Annotated in this window: 14 protein-coding genes; 8 read left to right on the forward strand and 6 right to left on the reverse strand. The window is 73.5% G+C overall.

Annotation, left to right across the window (positions count from 1 at the left end):
* On the reverse strand, nucleotides 1–197 hold a 197-nt coding region (locus tag ACFP3R_RS12040), incomplete at its 3' end, for a hypothetical protein (protein WP_380635564.1).
* 115 nt (nucleotides 198–312) lie between these two features.
* On the opposite strand from ACFP3R_RS12040, the gene ACFP3R_RS12045 reads away from it, so the two are divergent.
* The 4 genes from ACFP3R_RS12045 to ACFP3R_RS12060 are packed head-to-tail and all read left to right on the forward strand — an operon-like array spanning nucleotide 313 to nucleotide 5,622.
* Nucleotides 313–1,326 carry a methyltransferase gene (locus tag ACFP3R_RS12045; RefSeq protein ID WP_380635567.1) on the forward strand — a complete coding sequence of 338 codons (1,014 nt, stop codon included), beginning with the start codon at nucleotides 313–315 and terminating at the stop codon, nucleotides 1,324–1,326.
* Complete coding sequence (locus ACFP3R_RS12050) at nucleotides 1,323–2,759, forward strand: NDP-hexose 2,3-dehydratase family protein (RefSeq protein ID WP_380635568.1); 1,437 nt, start codon at nucleotides 1,323–1,325, stop codon at nucleotides 2,757–2,759. The genes ACFP3R_RS12045 and ACFP3R_RS12050 overlap by 4 nt, the downstream gene beginning before the upstream one ends.
* Nucleotides 2,756–4,057 (forward strand): aminotransferase class V-fold PLP-dependent enzyme, encoded by a 1,302-nt coding sequence (locus tag ACFP3R_RS12055; RefSeq protein ID WP_380635569.1) that lies wholly within the window; start codon nucleotides 2,756–2,758, stop codon nucleotides 4,055–4,057. The genes ACFP3R_RS12050 and ACFP3R_RS12055 overlap by 4 nt, the downstream gene beginning before the upstream one ends.
* Nucleotides 4,054–5,622: an ABC transporter substrate-binding protein gene (locus ACFP3R_RS12060; RefSeq protein WP_380635571.1), complete on the forward strand. Its 1,569-nt coding sequence runs from the start codon at nucleotides 4,054–4,056 to the stop codon at nucleotides 5,620–5,622. Before ACFP3R_RS12055 ends, ACFP3R_RS12060 begins: the two co-directional genes overlap by 4 nt.
* A gap of 161 nt (nucleotides 5,623–5,783) precedes the next feature.
* Here the strand turns inward: ACFP3R_RS12060 and ACFP3R_RS12065 are convergent, their stop codons facing one another.
* From ACFP3R_RS12065 to ACFP3R_RS12080, 4 genes are all read right to left on the reverse strand, one after another.
* Entirely contained in the window at nucleotides 5,784–7,604 is a 1,821-nt protein-coding gene (locus tag ACFP3R_RS12065; RefSeq protein ID WP_380635574.1) for an ABC transporter substrate-binding protein, read from the reverse strand.
* On the reverse strand, nucleotides 7,601–8,638 hold the full coding sequence (locus ACFP3R_RS12070) for an NAD-dependent epimerase/dehydratase family protein (RefSeq protein ID WP_380635575.1): 1,038 nt from the start codon (nucleotides 8,636–8,638) through the stop codon (nucleotides 7,601–7,603). Before ACFP3R_RS12070 ends, ACFP3R_RS12065 begins: the two co-directional genes overlap by 4 nt.
* A 1-nt stretch (nucleotide 8,639) precedes the next feature.
* On the reverse strand, nucleotides 8,640–9,992 hold the full coding sequence (locus tag ACFP3R_RS12075; protein ID WP_380635577.1) for a nucleotide sugar dehydrogenase: 1,353 nt from the start codon (nucleotides 9,990–9,992) through the stop codon (nucleotides 8,640–8,642).
* A 105-nt stretch (nucleotides 9,993–10,097) separates the two neighbouring features.
* Complete coding sequence (locus ACFP3R_RS12080) at nucleotides 10,098–11,231, reverse strand: DegT/DnrJ/EryC1/StrS family aminotransferase (protein WP_380635579.1); 1,134 nt, start codon at nucleotides 11,229–11,231, stop codon at nucleotides 10,098–10,100.
* A 165-nt stretch (nucleotides 11,232–11,396) separates the two neighbouring features.
* On the opposite strand from ACFP3R_RS12080, the gene ACFP3R_RS12085 reads away from it, so the two are divergent.
* Nucleotides 11,397–12,395 (forward strand): aldo/keto reductase, encoded by a 999-nt coding sequence (locus tag ACFP3R_RS12085; RefSeq protein WP_380635581.1) that lies wholly within the window; start codon nucleotides 11,397–11,399, stop codon nucleotides 12,393–12,395.
* A gap of 151 nt (nucleotides 12,396–12,546) precedes the next feature.
* On the opposite strand, the gene ACFP3R_RS12090 is transcribed toward ACFP3R_RS12085, so the two are convergent.
* A complete protein-coding gene (locus ACFP3R_RS12090; protein ID WP_380635583.1) occupies nucleotides 12,547–13,683 on the reverse strand; it encodes a glycosyltransferase in 1,137 nt (378 codons plus the stop codon).
* Between the two features lie 226 nt (nucleotides 13,684–13,909).
* Here ACFP3R_RS12090 and ACFP3R_RS12095 point away from each other — a divergent pair, with 226 nt between their 5' ends.
* From ACFP3R_RS12095 to ACFP3R_RS12105, 3 genes are all read left to right on the forward strand, one after another.
* The gene (locus ACFP3R_RS12095) at nucleotides 13,910–14,824 is read left to right on the forward strand and encodes a formylglycine-generating enzyme family protein (protein WP_380635586.1); all 915 of its coding nucleotides are present in this window, start codon (nucleotides 13,910–13,912) and stop codon (nucleotides 14,822–14,824) included.
* A gap of 9 nt (nucleotides 14,825–14,833) precedes the next feature.
* Nucleotides 14,834–15,109: a MoaD/ThiS family protein gene (locus ACFP3R_RS12100; protein ID WP_380635589.1), complete on the forward strand. Its 276-nt coding sequence runs from the start codon at nucleotides 14,834–14,836 to the stop codon at nucleotides 15,107–15,109.
* A gap of 101 nt (nucleotides 15,110–15,210) precedes the next feature.
* On the forward strand, nucleotides 15,211–16,422 hold the full coding sequence (locus ACFP3R_RS12105) for a macrolide family glycosyltransferase (RefSeq protein WP_380635591.1): 1,212 nt from the start codon (nucleotides 15,211–15,213) through the stop codon (nucleotides 16,420–16,422).
* Nucleotides 16,423–16,435: the final 13 nt, after the last annotated feature.

A 16,435-nucleotide genomic window follows, 5' to 3' on the forward strand; every position in this document is an offset into this window, starting at 1 on the left:
CCGATGTAGTTGTGGTTGAGCATCCGGGCCTCTTCCTGGGCCAGGACAACCACCCGCCTCGCGCGGTCGGTGAACCTCTCGAACACGTCACACCTCTCCCTCGGCGATCCCGGTCGGCGGGCCCCAGGCGGGTCCCAGGTGGGCCCCACGTGGGCGCGCTGACGCGCCGTGGCGCCCAAGGCCACGCACAGCCTCAAGTAGATAAGTGTTCCTGAAGTTAGATGCTGGGTCAATCACCCGGCGTTCCTTGATGGCACCCGCCAACCCCGCATACAGTCAGTATCAAATTCTTACGCGACTCTGGGGTGATCCATGAGAGACCACGAGTCAGCCCTCGTCCTGTACGACGAGGCCATGGCCTTCGTCCGGTCGGCGGCGCTCCGCGCGTTCGCCCGGCTGAACGTGGCCGACCACCTCGACGACGACGAGCCCGTCCCGGTCAGCGCGCTCGCCGCGGCGACCGGCGCCCGACCGGACGGTCTGGCCCGACTCCTGCGCTTCCTCGCGACCCGGGGCGTCGTGCGTCAGCACGACGACGACCGGTACACCCTCGCCGAGCTGGGCCGCGCGCTGCGCAGCACCGCCGAGCCACCGGCCCGCTCCGGGGTCCTGATGTTCACCGACCCGATGTTCTGGACCACGTGCCACCGGCTGGAGTCGAGCCTGACCGACGAGGAGCCGACCTTCGCCCGCTACTTCGGCGAGCCGCTCGGCGACTACTTCGCCGCCAACCCGGAGACCGACGCCCTCTTCTACGAGGGCATGGCCACGGTCTCCGATGCGGAGAACGCGCTCATCGCCGCCGCCTCCGACCTGCCGGACTCCGGCACGGTCGTGGACGTGGGCGGCCGCAACGGCACCATGCTGCTCGCCGCGCTCCAGGCCCGGCCGGGCCTGGACGGCGTGCTGTTCGACCGGCCCGACGCCCTGAACACCAGCCGGTTGGAGGCCGCCGGCCACGACGGGCGCTGGAAGGCCGTCGGCGGCGACTTCTTCACCGAGGTACCCCGCGGCGACGTCCTGGTGCTCAAGCGCATCCTGCACAACTGGGACGACGAGGAGTCCGTGCGCATCCTGCGCGCCTGCCTGCGCGCCCTGGAACCGGGCGGCCGCGTGCTGGTCGTCGACGCCGTCGTCCCCGAGGACGGCAGCGAGCACCAGAGCCACCTCATGGACCTGATGATGCTCGGCGCGTTCACCGGGCGGGAGCGGACCACCGCGGAGCTGCGGCCCCTGTTCACCGCCGCCGGCCTGCGGGTGACCCGGGTGATCCCGACCCCGTCGGTGATGTCGATCGTCGAGGCAGTCGCGGGAGAACCGGCATGACCCTGGACCTGCACGCCCGCCCCGACCTCGCGGCCCGCCTCGCCACCTCGGCCGGCGCGCCCACGGACGGGGCCCGCGACGCCCTGAACTGGCTGCGCGAGCGCCGCCGCAACGGCACCTTCCGGGTGACCCCCGTCCCGTTCGACCGGCTCGACGGGTGGTCCTTCCGCGCCGAGGACGGCGACCTGGTCCACCGCAGCGGCCGGTTCTTCACCGTCGAGGGAGCCGAGGTCACCACCCCCGACGGCGGCTCCCGCTGGCTCCAGCCGATCATCCGGCAGGACGACGTCGCCGTGCTGGGCATCCTGGCCCGCGAGATCGACGGCGTGCTGCACTTCCTGATGCAGGCCAAGATGGAGCCTGGCAACATCGGCCTGGTGCAGCTGTCACCCACGGTGCAGTCCACCCCGAGCAACTACTCGCGGGCCCACCAGGGCAAGACCTCGCGGTACGTCGAGTACTTCCTCGGTGACCACCCCGGGCGGGCGCTGGTCGACATCCTCCAGTCCGAGCAGGGCTCCTGGTTCCGGGGCAAGCGCAACCGCAACGTCGTGGTCGAGGTGGACGAGCCCGTCGACGTGCACGAGGACTTCCGCTGGTTCACCCTCGCCGAGATCCTCGACCTGCTGCGCCACCCCGACGTCGTCAACATGGACACCCGGACCGTGCTGTCCTGCCTGCCCCTGGCGGTCGACGGCTCGGTGTCGGTTCGGCACCCCGCACTGGCCAGGTCGCTCGGCTTCCCGGGGCACGAGGCGCGGCACGACACCGCCGAGGTCCACCGCTGGCTCGGCGAGCGGCGCGAGCTCCAGTCCCTGTCGGTCGAGCGCATCCCGCTCGCCGCCACCGCCGCCGCCGGCTGGGTCCGGGACGAGTCGCAGATCGGGCACGTCTCCGGCCGCTGGTTCCGGATCATCGGCGTGGACGTCGCGGCGGACAGCCGCGAGGTCGGCGCGTGGTCGCAGCCGCTGCTGGCGCCGTGCGACGTCGGGCTGGTCGCCCTGGTGACCCGCCGGATCGGCGACACCCTGCACCTGCTGGTGAAGGCCGACGTGCGCCCCGGCTACCGCGCCGGGGTGGAGGTCGGGCCCACCGTGCAGTGCACGCCGTCGAACTTCCCGCCGGGCACGCCCGGCCGGCCCGACTACCTCGACGCGGTGCTGGCCACCCCGCCGGAGCGCGTGCTGCACGAGTCCCGGCAGTCCGAGGAGGGCGGCCGCTTCTACCACGCGACCACCCGCCACCTCGTCGTCGAGCAGGACCCGTCGGCGCCCCCGGAGCCGGCACCCGGGTACCTCTGGCTCACCGCCCACCAGCTCGCCGAGCTCGTCACGACCAGCTGCCAGGTCAACATCGAGGCCCGCAGCCTGCTGCTCACCCTGCTCGCCGTGATCCACTCCGACCGGACCCGAACCTCAGGAGGAGCCGCGTGACCTCCACCGCGCCCCGTGAACTGCGGGGCAGGCGCCAACTGCACGACGCCTCGTGGGACACCATCCGCGACCTGTTCGCGCTCGACCGCAGCTTCACCCACCTCAACACCGGCACCGTCGGCGCGCTGCCGTACGAGGTGCTGGACGTCAACGACCGGGTGACCCGGGAGTGGACCGGTGGGCTGATGAACGTCTACCCGCCGGGCATGTACACCGGCCACCGGGAGACGCTGGCCCGCGCCTTCGGCGTCGACCAGGACGAGATGGTCATCTGCCACAACGCGACCGAGGGCGTCGCCCGGGTGATCAACGGGCTGGACCTGCGGGCGGGTGACGAGGTGCTCACCACCACCCACGAGTGCTACTCGGTCCTGTCCAACTTCAACCTGGTCCGCAACCGGCACGGGATCACCCTGAAGACGATCACGCCCCCGACCGGCTGGGACGTCCGGGCCGAGGAGATCGTCGAGCTGTTCGAGCGGGAGATCACGCCGCGGACCAAGGTCCTCGCGTTCTCCGGGATCACCCTGTTCACCGGGACCATGATGCCGATCCGCGCGCTCTGCGAGCTGGCCCAGCGGCACGGCCTGACCACGGTGGTCGACGGCGCCCTGCTGCCCGGGATGCTCGACTGCGACTTCCGGGCCTTCGGCGCCGACTTCATCTCCTGCTCGGGCTCGAAGTTCCAGTGCGGTCCGCTGGGCACCGGCATCCTCTACATCCGCAACAAGGTCTTCCCCGAGCACAACCCGCTGCCGCTGCCGACGATCTGGCCGGTCGTGTCGACCTGGTACCCGATGGCGGGCGAGCCGCCGCCCAGGACCACCACCAGCGTCGAGAGCTGCAACATCGGCGACTACTTCCAGAGCGCGGGCAGCGCCAGCATCGCCCGCGGCGCCGCCCTCGCCGCGGCGGCCGAGCTGTGGGACGAGATCGGCCGGGCCCGCATCGAACGGCGGATCTTCGACCTGGCCGACCACGCGCGCGCCGCGCTGGTCGAGGCGTTCGGCCGGGACAACATCTACTCCCCCGGCGGCGACGACCGGCTGCGCTCGCCGCTGATCGCGTTCCACCCGTTCCGGCGCCCCGAGGACGCGTGGAACGTCAAGAAGTTCATGGCGTTCGTCGACCGGCTGGAGCACGAGCACCGGATCTGGATCCGGTGGACCGAGTTCGACGTGCCCGGCTCGACCCACCAGCACTACGCGGCCCGCGTCTGCACGCACCTGTTCAACGACCACGACGAGATCGACCGGGCCGTGTCGATCATGCGCGACCTGGGACGGGAGATGTCGTGACGGCGCCGCGAACCGGAGACCTGCACCTGCCCGCCCCGCTCGCGCCTGGCGACCTGGACCCGGCTCGGGCCCGCCCCGCCGCGGACCTGGTCCACCGGCTGACCACGCGGACGCTGTTCGGCTACCGGGCCGAGCCCGACCAGCGGGGCTGGCGGGCGGTGGAGCCGATCGGGGACCTCGCCTCGGCCGTGCCGTCGACCTACAACGCGGGCCTGGGCACGAGCCTGCGGTCCTACGTGGTCCACCTCCGGCCGGGGGTCCGCTGGGACACCGAGCCGCCCCGTCGGGTGACCTCCCACGACGTCGTCCGCGGGTTCGCCCGCGCGTGCAGCCCGACCGCGCGACCGGCCGGGATCGAGCTCCTGCTGTCGGCGGTGCTGGGGATGCGCGCGTACGCGGAGCGGTACGCCGAGGCCGTCGCGGGCCACGAGGACGACGCGGCGCGGCACCGGGCCTTCCGCGAGGGGGACTCGATCCCGGGCGTGTTCGCCCTGGACGACGAGAGCCTGGTGGTCGAGCTGGAGCGCCCCTCCCAGGACGCGATCGACCTGCTCGCCCTGACCTGCGTCGCGCCCGCGCCCGTCGAGCACGACGACGTCGTGCCCGGTGGCGAGGACTTCGCGCGGCACGCGCGGGCGACCGGGCCGTACCGGATCGCCGGGCTCGACCCGGACGGCGGGGTGCGGCTGGAGCCGAACCCCGCCTGGGACCCCGACACCGACCCGCTGCGCGAACGCGCGTTCGACGCGGTGACCCTCCGCCCCGGCGCCCCGGCGCCGGAGCCGGCGCCGCGGGTCGAGGTGGCCGAGGTGCTGCCCGCGTGCCTGCTGCCCCACGCCGGGGAGGGCCGTCCGCTCGCCGACCCGGCGCTGCGCCGGCTCGTCGCCTCGGCGGTCGACCCCGGGCTGGTGGCCGAGGCCGTGGCGGGCCACCTGCCCGGCGTCGCGCCGGCCCGGCGCGTGGTGCCCCCCGGCAACAGCGGGAACCAGGACCCGGGCCCGCCCCTCGACCTCCCGGCCCCCGGCTCGCCGGTCGGGTCGGGCGAGGGGACGGCGCTGGTGCTCGTCCGCCCGGACACCGCCGAGGCCGCCGCGGTGGCCGAGGCCGTGGCCGGGTGCCTGTCGGGCGTCGGGTTCCGGGTCGAGGTCCGGGCGGTGGGTCCGGCCGAGCACGCCGAGCTGCTGCACGGCGACGGCGGGGCGGAGCACGACCTGCTGCTGACGGGGTGGGCCGCCCGGTGGCGCCACCACAACTACCGGGCCTACCTCCAGGCGCTGCTGGTCCGCCCGGCCGGGCGCGTCGACGGCCCCGTCTTCGACGTGCTGATCGACCGGGCGCTGGGTGTGGACTCCGACCCGCACGCCACCCGGGCCGCGTGGGCGGCGGTGGAGCAGGAGGCGATCACCAGGGCGGCGGTCGTACCGCTCCTGCACGGGCCGCCGTGGGCCGCGCGGGCGGTGCCGGGGGCGGAGCGGGTGATGCCGCTGTACTCGCTCGGCATGGCCGCCGACCCGGCCGCGCTGGAACCGGCGGGGTCGCGCTCGACCGACCGGGTCCCGGTCTGAAGACGCCCGTAGGCCGGTGCCTCCGCGGAGGCACCGGCCCACGGGCGGTGGTCGGTTGGTTGGGCGGGTGTCGGCCGGGCGTGTGGCCAGGCGGCTGTCGGCCGGGTGATGACCGACCGCCCGACCGGCCAGGCGTGTGGCCGGCCGGGCGATCGGCCGCGTCAGTCCACCAGCCAGAGGTTGGCGGCGTCGTACCAGCGGTCCACGTGCGGCATCGGGATCGCGTTGCGCACCCGCGGGCTCGTGACGTGCAGGATCGTCGGCTCGCACACCAGCAGCGGCACCACGGCCGCCGCCTCGCACACGGCCCGGTCCACGGCGTGCCACAGGTCGCCCGCCCGCTCCGGGTCGGGCTCGGCCAGCGCCTCGGCGATCAGCGCGTCCACGGCCGGGTCGCTGTAGCCGCCGTAGTTGCAGCTGCCGGCCCCGGAGGGGGACTCGAACAGCGGCTGCATGCAGGTCCGCCCGTTGTTGCCGAACCAGTCGGGCGTCCAGGCCGCGGCCGTGACGTCCCAGTCGCCGGCGAGGGCGCGCTCCGGGTCCTGGAGTATCCGGTAGTACTCGTCGGCGTGCAGGATCCTGATCATCTCGACGTCGACGCCGGCCGCGCGGAGGTCGTCGGCGTAGCTGAACGCGATGTCGTCGTGCGGCGTCTCCACCCGGTAGAGGACGCGCAGCCGCATCCCCTCGCAGCCGGCGGCCCGCAGCATCTTCCGGGCCAGTTCCGGGTCCCCGCCGTCGGTGGTGCCGGGCGGCGCGGGCCGGTAGCCGACGTTGCCCGGCGGGATGACGCAGTGCGCGGTCTGGGTGACCGTGCCCAGGTCCATCCGGTCCATCAGCCCGACCAGCGCGGCCTTGTCGACGGCCGTGCCCAGGGCGCGCCGGACGGCCGGGTCCCGCAGCTCCTGCCGCGGCCCGCGCACGTTGAACAGGAGGTACGGGTTGAGGGCGTAGCCCACGTGCCGGTCGGCGTCCGGTGACGGCCGGTCGTGGCTGATGACCGGCGCGCCCCAGGACAGGTCCGCCCGGCCGCTCTCGACCTCGTCCCGGACCACCTCGTCCTCGACCCGGGCCATGCGGACCTCGATGCCGTCGATCCAGGCCGGCCGCAGCGGGTCCGAACCCGGGTTCCAGGCGGGGTTGCGCCGCATCGACAGGTGCTCGCCGTGCCGGTAGCCGGTCAGCCGGTACGGGCCGCAGGAGCGCACGACGTCGGCGAACCCGGGACCACCGGGCACCACGGCGTCGTACTCGACCGGGGCGGGCGAGGCGTAGAGCGTGGCGAGGATGTTGACGATGTCGTTCGCCGGGCGGACCAGCCCGATCTCCAGCCGGTGGTCGTCGAGCACCCGCAGCCCGCTGATCTCGTGGGTGTTCTGGTAGCGGGCGGCGGTCTCCGGGGTGGCGCCGTCCCGCTCGATCGCGGCCCGGTAGCCCTCGGCGAACTCGGCCATCCCCCGCACCGTGCTGGTGAAGTAGCCCAGGGCGCCGGTGCCGGTCACCGGGCAGGCCAGGCGCTTGAGCCCGCGCACCAGGTCGGCGGCGGTGACCTCGCGCGGCGGCTCGGTGTCCCAGAACACGCCGGGGCGCAGCTCGACGCGGTGCACCAGGCCGCCCTCGACGACGCCGCCGTTGTCCGGGGTCGGGACCGCCACCGCGAGGTCGGGCACCGGGGTGAGGGCGTCCTCGTCGGCGGTGGTCGGGTAGGTGAACAGCTGCCGGGTGAACAGCCGCAGGATCTGGTGGGAGAACGCGTAGCTGGCGCACGCCGGGTCGATGTGGTCCATGCCGCCCGGCCCGAAGTACCGGAGGATGCCGCCCCGGCGGGGCTCGCCCTCACCGGGGAGGACCAGCCGGAGCGCGGTCGCCGTGGCGGCCGCCGTGGCGGCCGGGGTGCCGTCGGCCGTGCCGGCCGGGGTGCCGGCGCTCGGGTCGGCGGCCGTGCCGTCGGTCGTGCCGGTCGTCGTCGTGCTGCTGGTCATCGGGCGGCTCCGCGCTCGTTCCGCTCCCCCGCGCTCTGGCCGGTCCACCAGTCGTTCGCGCGGGCCCAGGCGACCGTCTCGACCAGGCCCTGCTCGACCGGGGTCGTCGCCCGCCAGCCCAGCAGACCGGCGATCCGGGACGTGTCCGGCACGCGCCGGGGGATGTCCTCGTACACCTTCCCGAACGCGGAGTCGGTGTCCAGCCGGATCGGCTCCACCGAGGAGCCGACGGCGGCGCCCACGGCGCGCACGATCTCGGCGATCGTGCTCTCGCGCTCGTTGCCGACGTTGAGCACCAGCCCCTCGGTCTCCGACGAGGCGGCGACGGCGAGGGTGGCCTCGACGGCGTCCCGGATGTAGGTGAAGCACCGGGTCTGGTCGCCGCGGTCGTAGAGCAGCGGCGGTTCGCCGCGCAGCAGGCGGTGCACGGTGTTGCTGACGACGTAGGCCGGCCGCTGGCGGGGGCCGTAGACGTTGAAGTACCGCAGCACGGTGGCGCGGGTGCCGTAGCGGCGGGCGTGGGCGAACGTCATGTGCTCGGCCGCCGCCTTGCTGGTGGAGTAGGACCACCGGTCGGCCGTGGTGGGGCCGAGCACCCGGTCGGAGTCCTCCGACCAGGGCGTGTCGGGGTTGCGGCCGTAGACCTCGCTGGTGCTGGCCAGGACCAGCTTCGCGCCCGCGTCGCGGGTGGCGTCGAGGACGGCGCGCGTCCCGGTCACCGCGATGTCGATCACGTCGAGCGGGTCGTAGAGGTACTGGTCCACCCCGACCAGCGACGACAGGTGGATGATCAGGGCGGTGTCGGCCGTGATCTCGCGGCGGACCAGCTCCGCGTCGCGCACGTCGCCGCGCACGTGGCGCACCGTCCCGGCCGGGACGGCGAGGTCCGGCGGCGGGTCGGCGGGGTCGAGGACGGTGATCCGCCGCCCGGCCGCGGCCAGCGCCTCCACCAGGTGGCTGCCGATGAAGCCGTGCCCGCCCGTGACGAGGACGTGCTCGCCGCGGCGGACCAGCGGAATGGGTGTCTCGGTCATGTCACCGGCCGATCCCTCGGTACTGGAGGTCGTGGGCGTGCAGGTCGCTGATCTCGTCCCGGGTGAAGTAGCGGCGGCCGTCGAAGACCAGGCACCCCGCCCGGGTGGCGGCGCGCAGGTCGGCCGCGGTGAGCTCGCGGTACTCCCGGTGCCCGGCCAGGATGGCCACGGCGTCGGCCCCGGCCAGCGCCGCGGCGATCGTGGGTTCCGGGTCCTGCCCGAACAGGGCGCGGACCCGGTCCGGCTCGGCCAGTCCGTCGTGCAGCCGGATGGTGCAGCCGGCGTTCCGGAGGTGCTCGACGAACGGGGCCACGGGGGTCTCGCGCAGGTCGCCGGTGTCGCTCTTGAACGCCAGCCCGAGCACCGCGACGGTCGCGCCGGCCGGGTCCGTGCCGAGCTTGTGCAGCCCGTCGACCAGGTTCCGGGCCGCGTGGCCCGGCATGGCGTCGTTCACCGCCCGACCGGTCGCCACGGTGCGCAGCTCGACGCCGCGGTCCGCCGCGGCCCGCGCGGCCATCACCGGGTCCTTGGGCAGGCACGAGCCGCCCACGCCGACGCTGGGCAGCAGCACGTTCATCCGGCCCGCGCCCTTCGGCAGGGTGTTGGCCGCCGTGACCACGTCCATCACGTCGATCCCGAACGCGTCGCAGAACAGCGCCAGCTCGTTGGCCATCGCGATGTTGTGGTCGATCCACCAGTTGCTGGCCAGCTTGACCGCCTCGGCCACGTCGGCGTCCTTCACCGGGTGGACGGGGACCCCGAGGTGGCGCTCCCAGAAGGCGGTCGCCGCCTCGGCCGACTCGGCGTTGACCCCGCCGACCACGACGGCGAGCTCCCGCAGCTGGTCGAGCGCCTGGCCCTCGGCCAGCCGCTCCGGGCAGTGCACCAGGCCGATGTCGGTGCCCGGTTCCAGCCCGTGGCCCGCCAGCAGGGGCGCGACCACGGTGCGGGTCGTGCCGGGCGAGACCGTGCACTTGACGACGACGAGCTGCCCGGCGCGCAGCCGGGGGGCCAGGTCGCGGCAGGCCGCCTCCAGCTGGCTCGGGTCGAGCCGGCCCTCGGCGTCCACCGGGGTGCCCGTGGTGAGCAGGACGACGTCGCAGTCGGAGGCCGCGGACAGGTCCGCGGTGACGGTCAGCCGCCCACTGGCGAGGCCGTCGCGCAGCAGTTCTTCCAGGCCGGGTTCGGCGATCGTGCACCTGCCGGCGCGCAGCCGCTCGACGTGGGCGCGGTCGACGTCGGCCGCGATGACCCGGAGGCCGCGCTGCGCGAGCACCGCGGCCAGGCACAGGCCGACGTAGCCCGCTCCGACGACGAGCACGGACGGGTCGCGGTCATGAGGCAGGAACCGCATGGTCCTCCAATCTCGACGCGGCCGACGCACGGCGTGCGCCCGCGCGAGTTCGGCGATGATCCTCTCGGTGACGGCCGCAGGGTGAACGGTCGGCGGAGGGTGTGCTCACCATCCGGCGCGGACGGTGTCGACGATGTGCTCCCGCTGCTCCTCGGTCAACCACCAGCCGACGGGCAGGTAGCAGACCCGGTCGGCCACGGAGTCGAGGCCGGGCAGGGGTTCGCGGGCGGCGGCGACGGTGACGTGCTCGTCGTTGCGCCGGGCGATGATGCTCGTCATGATCCCGGCCTCGTCGAGCCGGCGCATGAACCCCGGCCGGTCCTCGACCTTCACCGGGTAGGCCCAGAAGGTGGGCTCGCGGTCGTCGGGCCGCTCGGTGTGCTCCAGGCCCGGCACGCCCTGGAGCTCCTTGTCGAAGCGGTGCGCGTTGGCCCGGTGGCGGGCCAGCAGGTCGTCGACGAGCTCCAGGTTGGCCAGGCCGATCTCGGCGCTGATCTCGTTCATCGGGAAGCGGAAGCCCCACTCGGGGACCTCGTACTCGCCGCGGGTGCGGTCGTCGGCGCGGTCGATGCCGAACCACCGGGTGCGCAGGGCCCGCCGGTGCAGCTCCTCGTCCGGGAGGACCACCAGGCCGCCGCCGCCCGCGGTCAGCAGCTTGATCGTCTGGAAGCTGTAGACGGCGGTGTTGCCGTGGTTGCCCAGCGGCTTCTCGCGGTAGGTCGCCCCCCACGCCTGGGCGCAGTCCTCCACCACCGGGGGTCGGAAGCCCAGGCGCTGCTCGGCCCGGTCCAGCACCTCGTCGAGCTTGCGCAGGTCGAGGGGGAACCCGAGCCAGTGCACGACGACGATCGCCCGCGTCCGGGGGGAGATCCGCCGTTCCAGGTCGTCGAGGTCGATGTTGAGCGTGGCCGGGTCGGTGTCGACCCACCTGATCTTCAGGCCGTTGCCCAGGATCGGCCAGTTGGTGCCCTCGAAGGTGAACGGGGTGGTGAGCACCTCGTCCCGCTCGGGGGTGGGGTCCGGCCGGTACGGGTCGCGCCCCACGAGCAGGTGCAGCGCCAGGTGCAGGCCGGAGGTCGCGCAGTTGACCGCGGCGACCCGGGGGTTGCCGAGCCGGCGCCCCAGTTCGACCTCGAACGCGTCGGCCCTCGGCCCGTGTTCCACCCGGCCGCTCCGGAGGACTTCGGCCACCCGCTCCGGGGCATCGGGCGCCATCGCCACCTTGAAGACCGGGATCATGAGCACCCTCCGCCACTATGGGTATAGATAACAGTATCTAACACACGGGCAAGAAGCTATCAAGGGCGCCAGAACTCCTGCTGAGTTGCCTTTCGTAGATCTATCTGCGACGGTGGAAAGCCGAGTGCCCGCGAGGCGCGGAGCAGCCGCGGAGACGGGGGTCCGATGACCGGGGAGCAGGCCACGCACGTCCCGCTGGGCCGCGCCGGACTGCGCGTCAGCAGGCTGTGCCTGGGCACGGTGAACATCGGCGGTCGGGTCGACGGCCCCGAGGCGCTGGCCCTCCTGGACGCGGCCCTCGACGAGGGCATCGACTTCGTCGACACCGCCGACATCTACGGCTGGCGGGTCCACCAGGGACACACCGAGGAGCTGCTCGGCGACTGGCTCTCCCGGCCGGGCGTGCGGGACCGGGTCGTGCTGGCCACCAAGGTCGGCAGCCGGTTCGGCGTCGGGCCCAACGACGAGGGGCTCTCCGCCCACCACATCGTCCGGGCCTGCGAGGCGTCGCTGCGGCGGCTGCGCACCGACCACATCGACCTCTACCAGATGCACCAACCCGACCCGGCGACGGGCTGGGAGGAGATCTGGCAGGCGATGGGCCTGCTCGTGGCCCAGGGCAAGGTCCGCTACGTCGGGTCCTCCAACTTCGCCGGGTGGCAGCTCGCCGCCGCGCAGGAGGCGGCCCGCGCGCGTCACTCGTTCGGGATCACCGCCGAGCAGTGCCTCTACAACCCGCTCGTCCGGCACGCCGAGCTGGAGATCATCCCGGCGGCGCGGCACTACGGCATCGGCGTGCTGGTGTGGTCGCCCCTGCACGGCGGGCTGCTCTCCGGGGTGCTGGCCAAGATGGCCGACGGGACGGCGGTGAAGTCGGCCCAGGGCCGCGCGGCGGCCGCGCTCGACGAGCACCGCGACGTCGTCGAGCGGTTCGAGCGGCTGTGCGCCGAGCACGGACGCCCACCCGCCGAGGTCGGCCTGGCCTGGACGCTCGCCCGCCCCGGCGTGACCTCGCTGGTGATCGGACCGCGCCACCCCGCCCACCTCAAGGGCGCGCTGGCCGCGCTGCGGGAACCGCTGACCCCGGAGCTCGGAGCGGCCCTCGACGAGCTGTTCCCGCCCCTCGGCCGCGGCGGCGCCGGCCCGGACGCCTGGCTGACCTGATCCGGTCGGCCCGGTCCCGCGCCGCCCGGCGGTCCCCACCCCCGGCGTCCGCACGCCCCTACCCCACCGGAACGCACGACCGCGGGACCCGGCGGCGCGGGAATCCCCTGGAGGACCACCCCGCCACCGGACCCCGCGGCCCGCACACCCGTCAGATCTCGGCGATGATCCGCCGCACCGTCTCGGCCGGGGAGGGCAGCGAGTGCACCTCGTCCCGCACCACCTTCATCTGCCGCGCCAGCTTCTCGTCCCGGATCAGCTCGGTCAGCAGCTCCGGGGTGACCTGGTCGGCCGTGCTCACCAGACCGACCCCGAGCTTGCGGACGGCGTCGCGCCCCGAGTGCTGGAACATGTCCCTGGCGTCGGGCGCGAGGAGCTGCGGCGTGCAGGACTCGATCGACGTCATGATCATGCCGCCGCTGCCGTGGTGCACCACCGCGGCGCACTGGCGCAGCAGCCGGTGCAGCGTCGTCCACCCGATCGCGCGGACGTTCGACGGCAACGGCTGGAGCGGGGTGGTGTCGAGGTCGCCGAGGGCCAGCACGAAGTCGGCGTCCACCTCGGCGGCCGCCGCGATGATCGACTCGGCGGCGCCGAGGCCGAACGCCTGGAGCTCGATCGTGCCCATCGACACCGCGACCTGGGGCCGCTCGGGGGCGGTGGGCCAGCGGTCGCCGTGCACCTCTCCGCCGCCGTAGGGCACCCACTGCATGAACCAGCCCTCGGGGGCGCGGTCGAGGATCATGCTCGGCGGGAACGACTCGATGATCACATCAGGTTTCGGAAGCGACTTCGGGAGGTCGTACTTCTCGAAGAAGTCGCCGAGGTACGAGGCGATGGCGTCGTGCATCCCGCCGGTCGCGAACGCGCCGTGGTTGCGCTGCACGGAGGGCACCCCGGCCCGCGCCGCCGCGAACAGGCCGGCCGTCGCGCCCTGCTCGTAGACCACCAGGTCGGGCTTGAAGTCGTCGGTCAGGGTGAGGAGGCCGTCGATCAGGGGGCGGTTCACCGCGGCGATCTGCACGCCCCACTCGGCGAGGTCGATCGCGGGCCGCGTCGCGACGGTGGTGACGAAGTCGGGACGGTCCTTGGCCACCTGCTCGAAGGCCGCGACGGAGCTGAAGTGCGGCGCGATGTCCACGACCTCCAGGCCCGCCTGCGCCGCCCGGTGGGCGTGCTCGGCCGTGGCGATGACCACGTCGTGGCCGCTCGCTCGGAACGCCCAGGCCAGGGGGATCATCGGCAACAGGTGCCCGAGGCCAGGCGACGAGACGAACAGAACCTTCATCGGGTTGCTCCTGACGTAGGACGGCCGGTGCGGAGTCCGGCCCGTCGGCCAGGTCGACCTCGAGGCGCGGGCCACCTCGACGTCCCCGGCGGCGGGACGGCCTCGGAACTGCTGGAACACTATACGAGCCGATAGTCTCAACGCTGCCGGTCGGCTCGTCAACCTTGCCTCCCCTGGACCAACTCGCTGTACAGTTCTTAAGGCTTACGACCGACAGGATGGCGCTATGGCAACCTACGGAGAAGCGACGCCCAGCAGCGTTGAAGCCGACGAATCCGTGCTGATCGACGGAGCCGCGCTCCAGCTCGGATCGCCGGAGTGGGTGATGGAGTGGCTGGAGGAGCAGGAGCAGCCCCTGCCCACGCCGTGGTTCCGCGACGAGACGCCGCAGACGCTCGTGGAGGTCGCGCCGTTCGTGATCGACCGCCACCCGGTCACCGTCGGCCAGTACGCCGCCTTCGCCGAGGACACCGGGTACGAGACGGTCGCCGAGCGCCGGGGTTGGAGCCTCGTCTACGGCGTGGACTACTGGCAGCAGACACCCGGCGCGTCCTGGCGCCGCCCCGCCGGCTCCGAGGTCGACTACGCCCCGCCCGAGGACCACCCCGTCGTCCACATCGCGGTCGAGGACGCCGACACCTTCGCCGCGTGGGCGGGCAAGCGGCTGCCCACGGAGGCCGAGTGGGAGCTGGCCGCGCGCGGCCCCGACCCCGGGTACCGGCTGTGGCCCTGGGGCGACGAGTGGTCGCGCGAGCGGGCCAACACCGCCGACCTGTGGCTGGGCCGGTCCACCCACAGCGCCGTCGAGTGGCGCGCGTGGTGGCGGGAGCACCAGCGCGACCGGGGCCCGGTCCCGCTGACCACGCCGGTCGGGTCCTTCAGCCCGCACGGCGACAGCCCGTACGGGGTGGCGGACATGGCGGGCAACGTGTACGAGTGGACCTCATCGCCGAGTCGGCTCTACGGCCCGTCGCCCGACTGCGACGACTCCCTGCTGAGCGTGATGGGCCGGTACCGCGTCGTCCGCGGTGGTTCGTGGATGAACCTGCGCTTCCAGACCCGCACGAGCGAGCGGCTGCACGGTGACCCCACCGGGTGGGCCTGCTTCGCGACCGGATTCCGCTGCGCCCGAGACCTCTGAGGATGTCCCATGCCACAGCTCATCGTCCCCGGAAGCTGGCGAAACGCGACGTCGGGCCAGGCCCGCCTGGAGTTGCAGGCGGCCAACCTGCGCGAGCTCCTGGAGGCGTTCGTGCACTCGCACCCGACCGCCGGCTACCGGCTCTTCTCCCCCACCGGCGGCCTGCTGGACTACCACATCTTCGTCGTCGACGGTGAGCAGGTGCCCCGCATGACGCCGCCCGAGGAGGTGGGGCTGGAGCACGGCAGCCGCGTCGAGATCATCCCGCCGCTGGTGGGCGGCTAGCCCCACCCGTCCCGCCCCGGCAGGGTGAACAGCACGACGTCGAACACACCCCGGGTCGAACACACCAGGTCGAACACCCCCAGAAGGAGCGTGCAGCCCGAATGCCGATCAGTCCGCGCCACATCCTCGTCGTCAACGTCCAGGGGCACGGCCACGTCTACCCGTCGCTCGGCGTGGTGGGCGAGCTCGCCCGGCGCGGGCACCGCATCTCGTACCTGACGGGACCGGCCTTCGCCGAGGAGGTCGCCGCGGCGGGAGCCGAGGTGCTGCTCTACAAGTCGGCGTTCGACGACTTCCACGTGCCCGACGTCGTCCAGCGGGAGGACGCCGAGACTCAGCTGCACCTGGTCTACGTCCGGGAGAACGTGGCCCTCCTGCGCGCGGCCGAGGAGGCGCTGCGCAACGACCCGCCCGACCTCGTGGCCTACGACGTGATGCCGTTCCTGGCGGGGCGGCTGCTGGCCAAGCGCTGGAACCGCCCGGCCGTGCGCTTCAACGGCGGCTTCGCCGAGAACGAGCACTACTCGATGTTCGAGGCGCTGTGGGCCAGCCACGGCCACCGCCACCCGGCCGACGTCGAGGCGGTGCACGCGGTGCTGGCCGACCTGCTCGCCGAGTACGGCGTCGACACGCCGGTCAAGGAGTTCTGGCGCGAGATCGAGGACCTCAACATCATCCACCTGCCCAAGTCCTACCAGATCGCCCCGGAGACGTTCGACGAGCGGTTCGCGTTCGTCGGGCCGAACTTCACCGGGCTGACGCAGGACACCGGCTGGCAGCCGCCCACCCCCGACACCCCGGTCCTGCTGGTGTCGCTGGGCAGCACGTTCAACGAGCACCCGGAGTTCTTCAAGGCGTGCGCGGAAGCCTTCACCGACACCCCGTGGCACGTGGTCATGGCGATCGGCCGCACCCTCGACCCCGAAACGCTGGGGCCGCTGCCCCCCAACGTCGAGGCCCTGCCCTGGGTGCCCTTCCGCGCCGTGCTCCGGCACGCGTCGGCGTGCCTGATCCAGGGCACCACGGGCGCCACGATGCAGGCCGTCGACATGGGCGTGCCCCTGGTCGTCATGCCGCACTTCGCCACCGAGGCGGCCCCGTTCGCGCGGCGCACCGTCGAGCTGGGCCTCGGCTACGAGCTGCCGGCCGACCAGGTCCACCCGGCCGGCATCCGGGAGGTCGTGGAGCGGCTCGCGCGCGACACCGAGGTCAAGCGGCGGGTGCTGCTCATGCGGAGCGACGTCCGGGAGTCCGGCGGTTCGGCCCGCGGCGCCGACGAGGTCGAGGCGTACCTGGAGCGCTCCGGGGCCTGACCCGGGCGGCCCA

It is taken from the genome of Saccharothrix lopnurensis (genome assembly GCF_042658445.1).
Taxonomy (GTDB): Bacteria; Actinomycetota; Actinomycetes; order Mycobacteriales; family Pseudonocardiaceae; genus Actinosynnema; species Actinosynnema lopnurensis.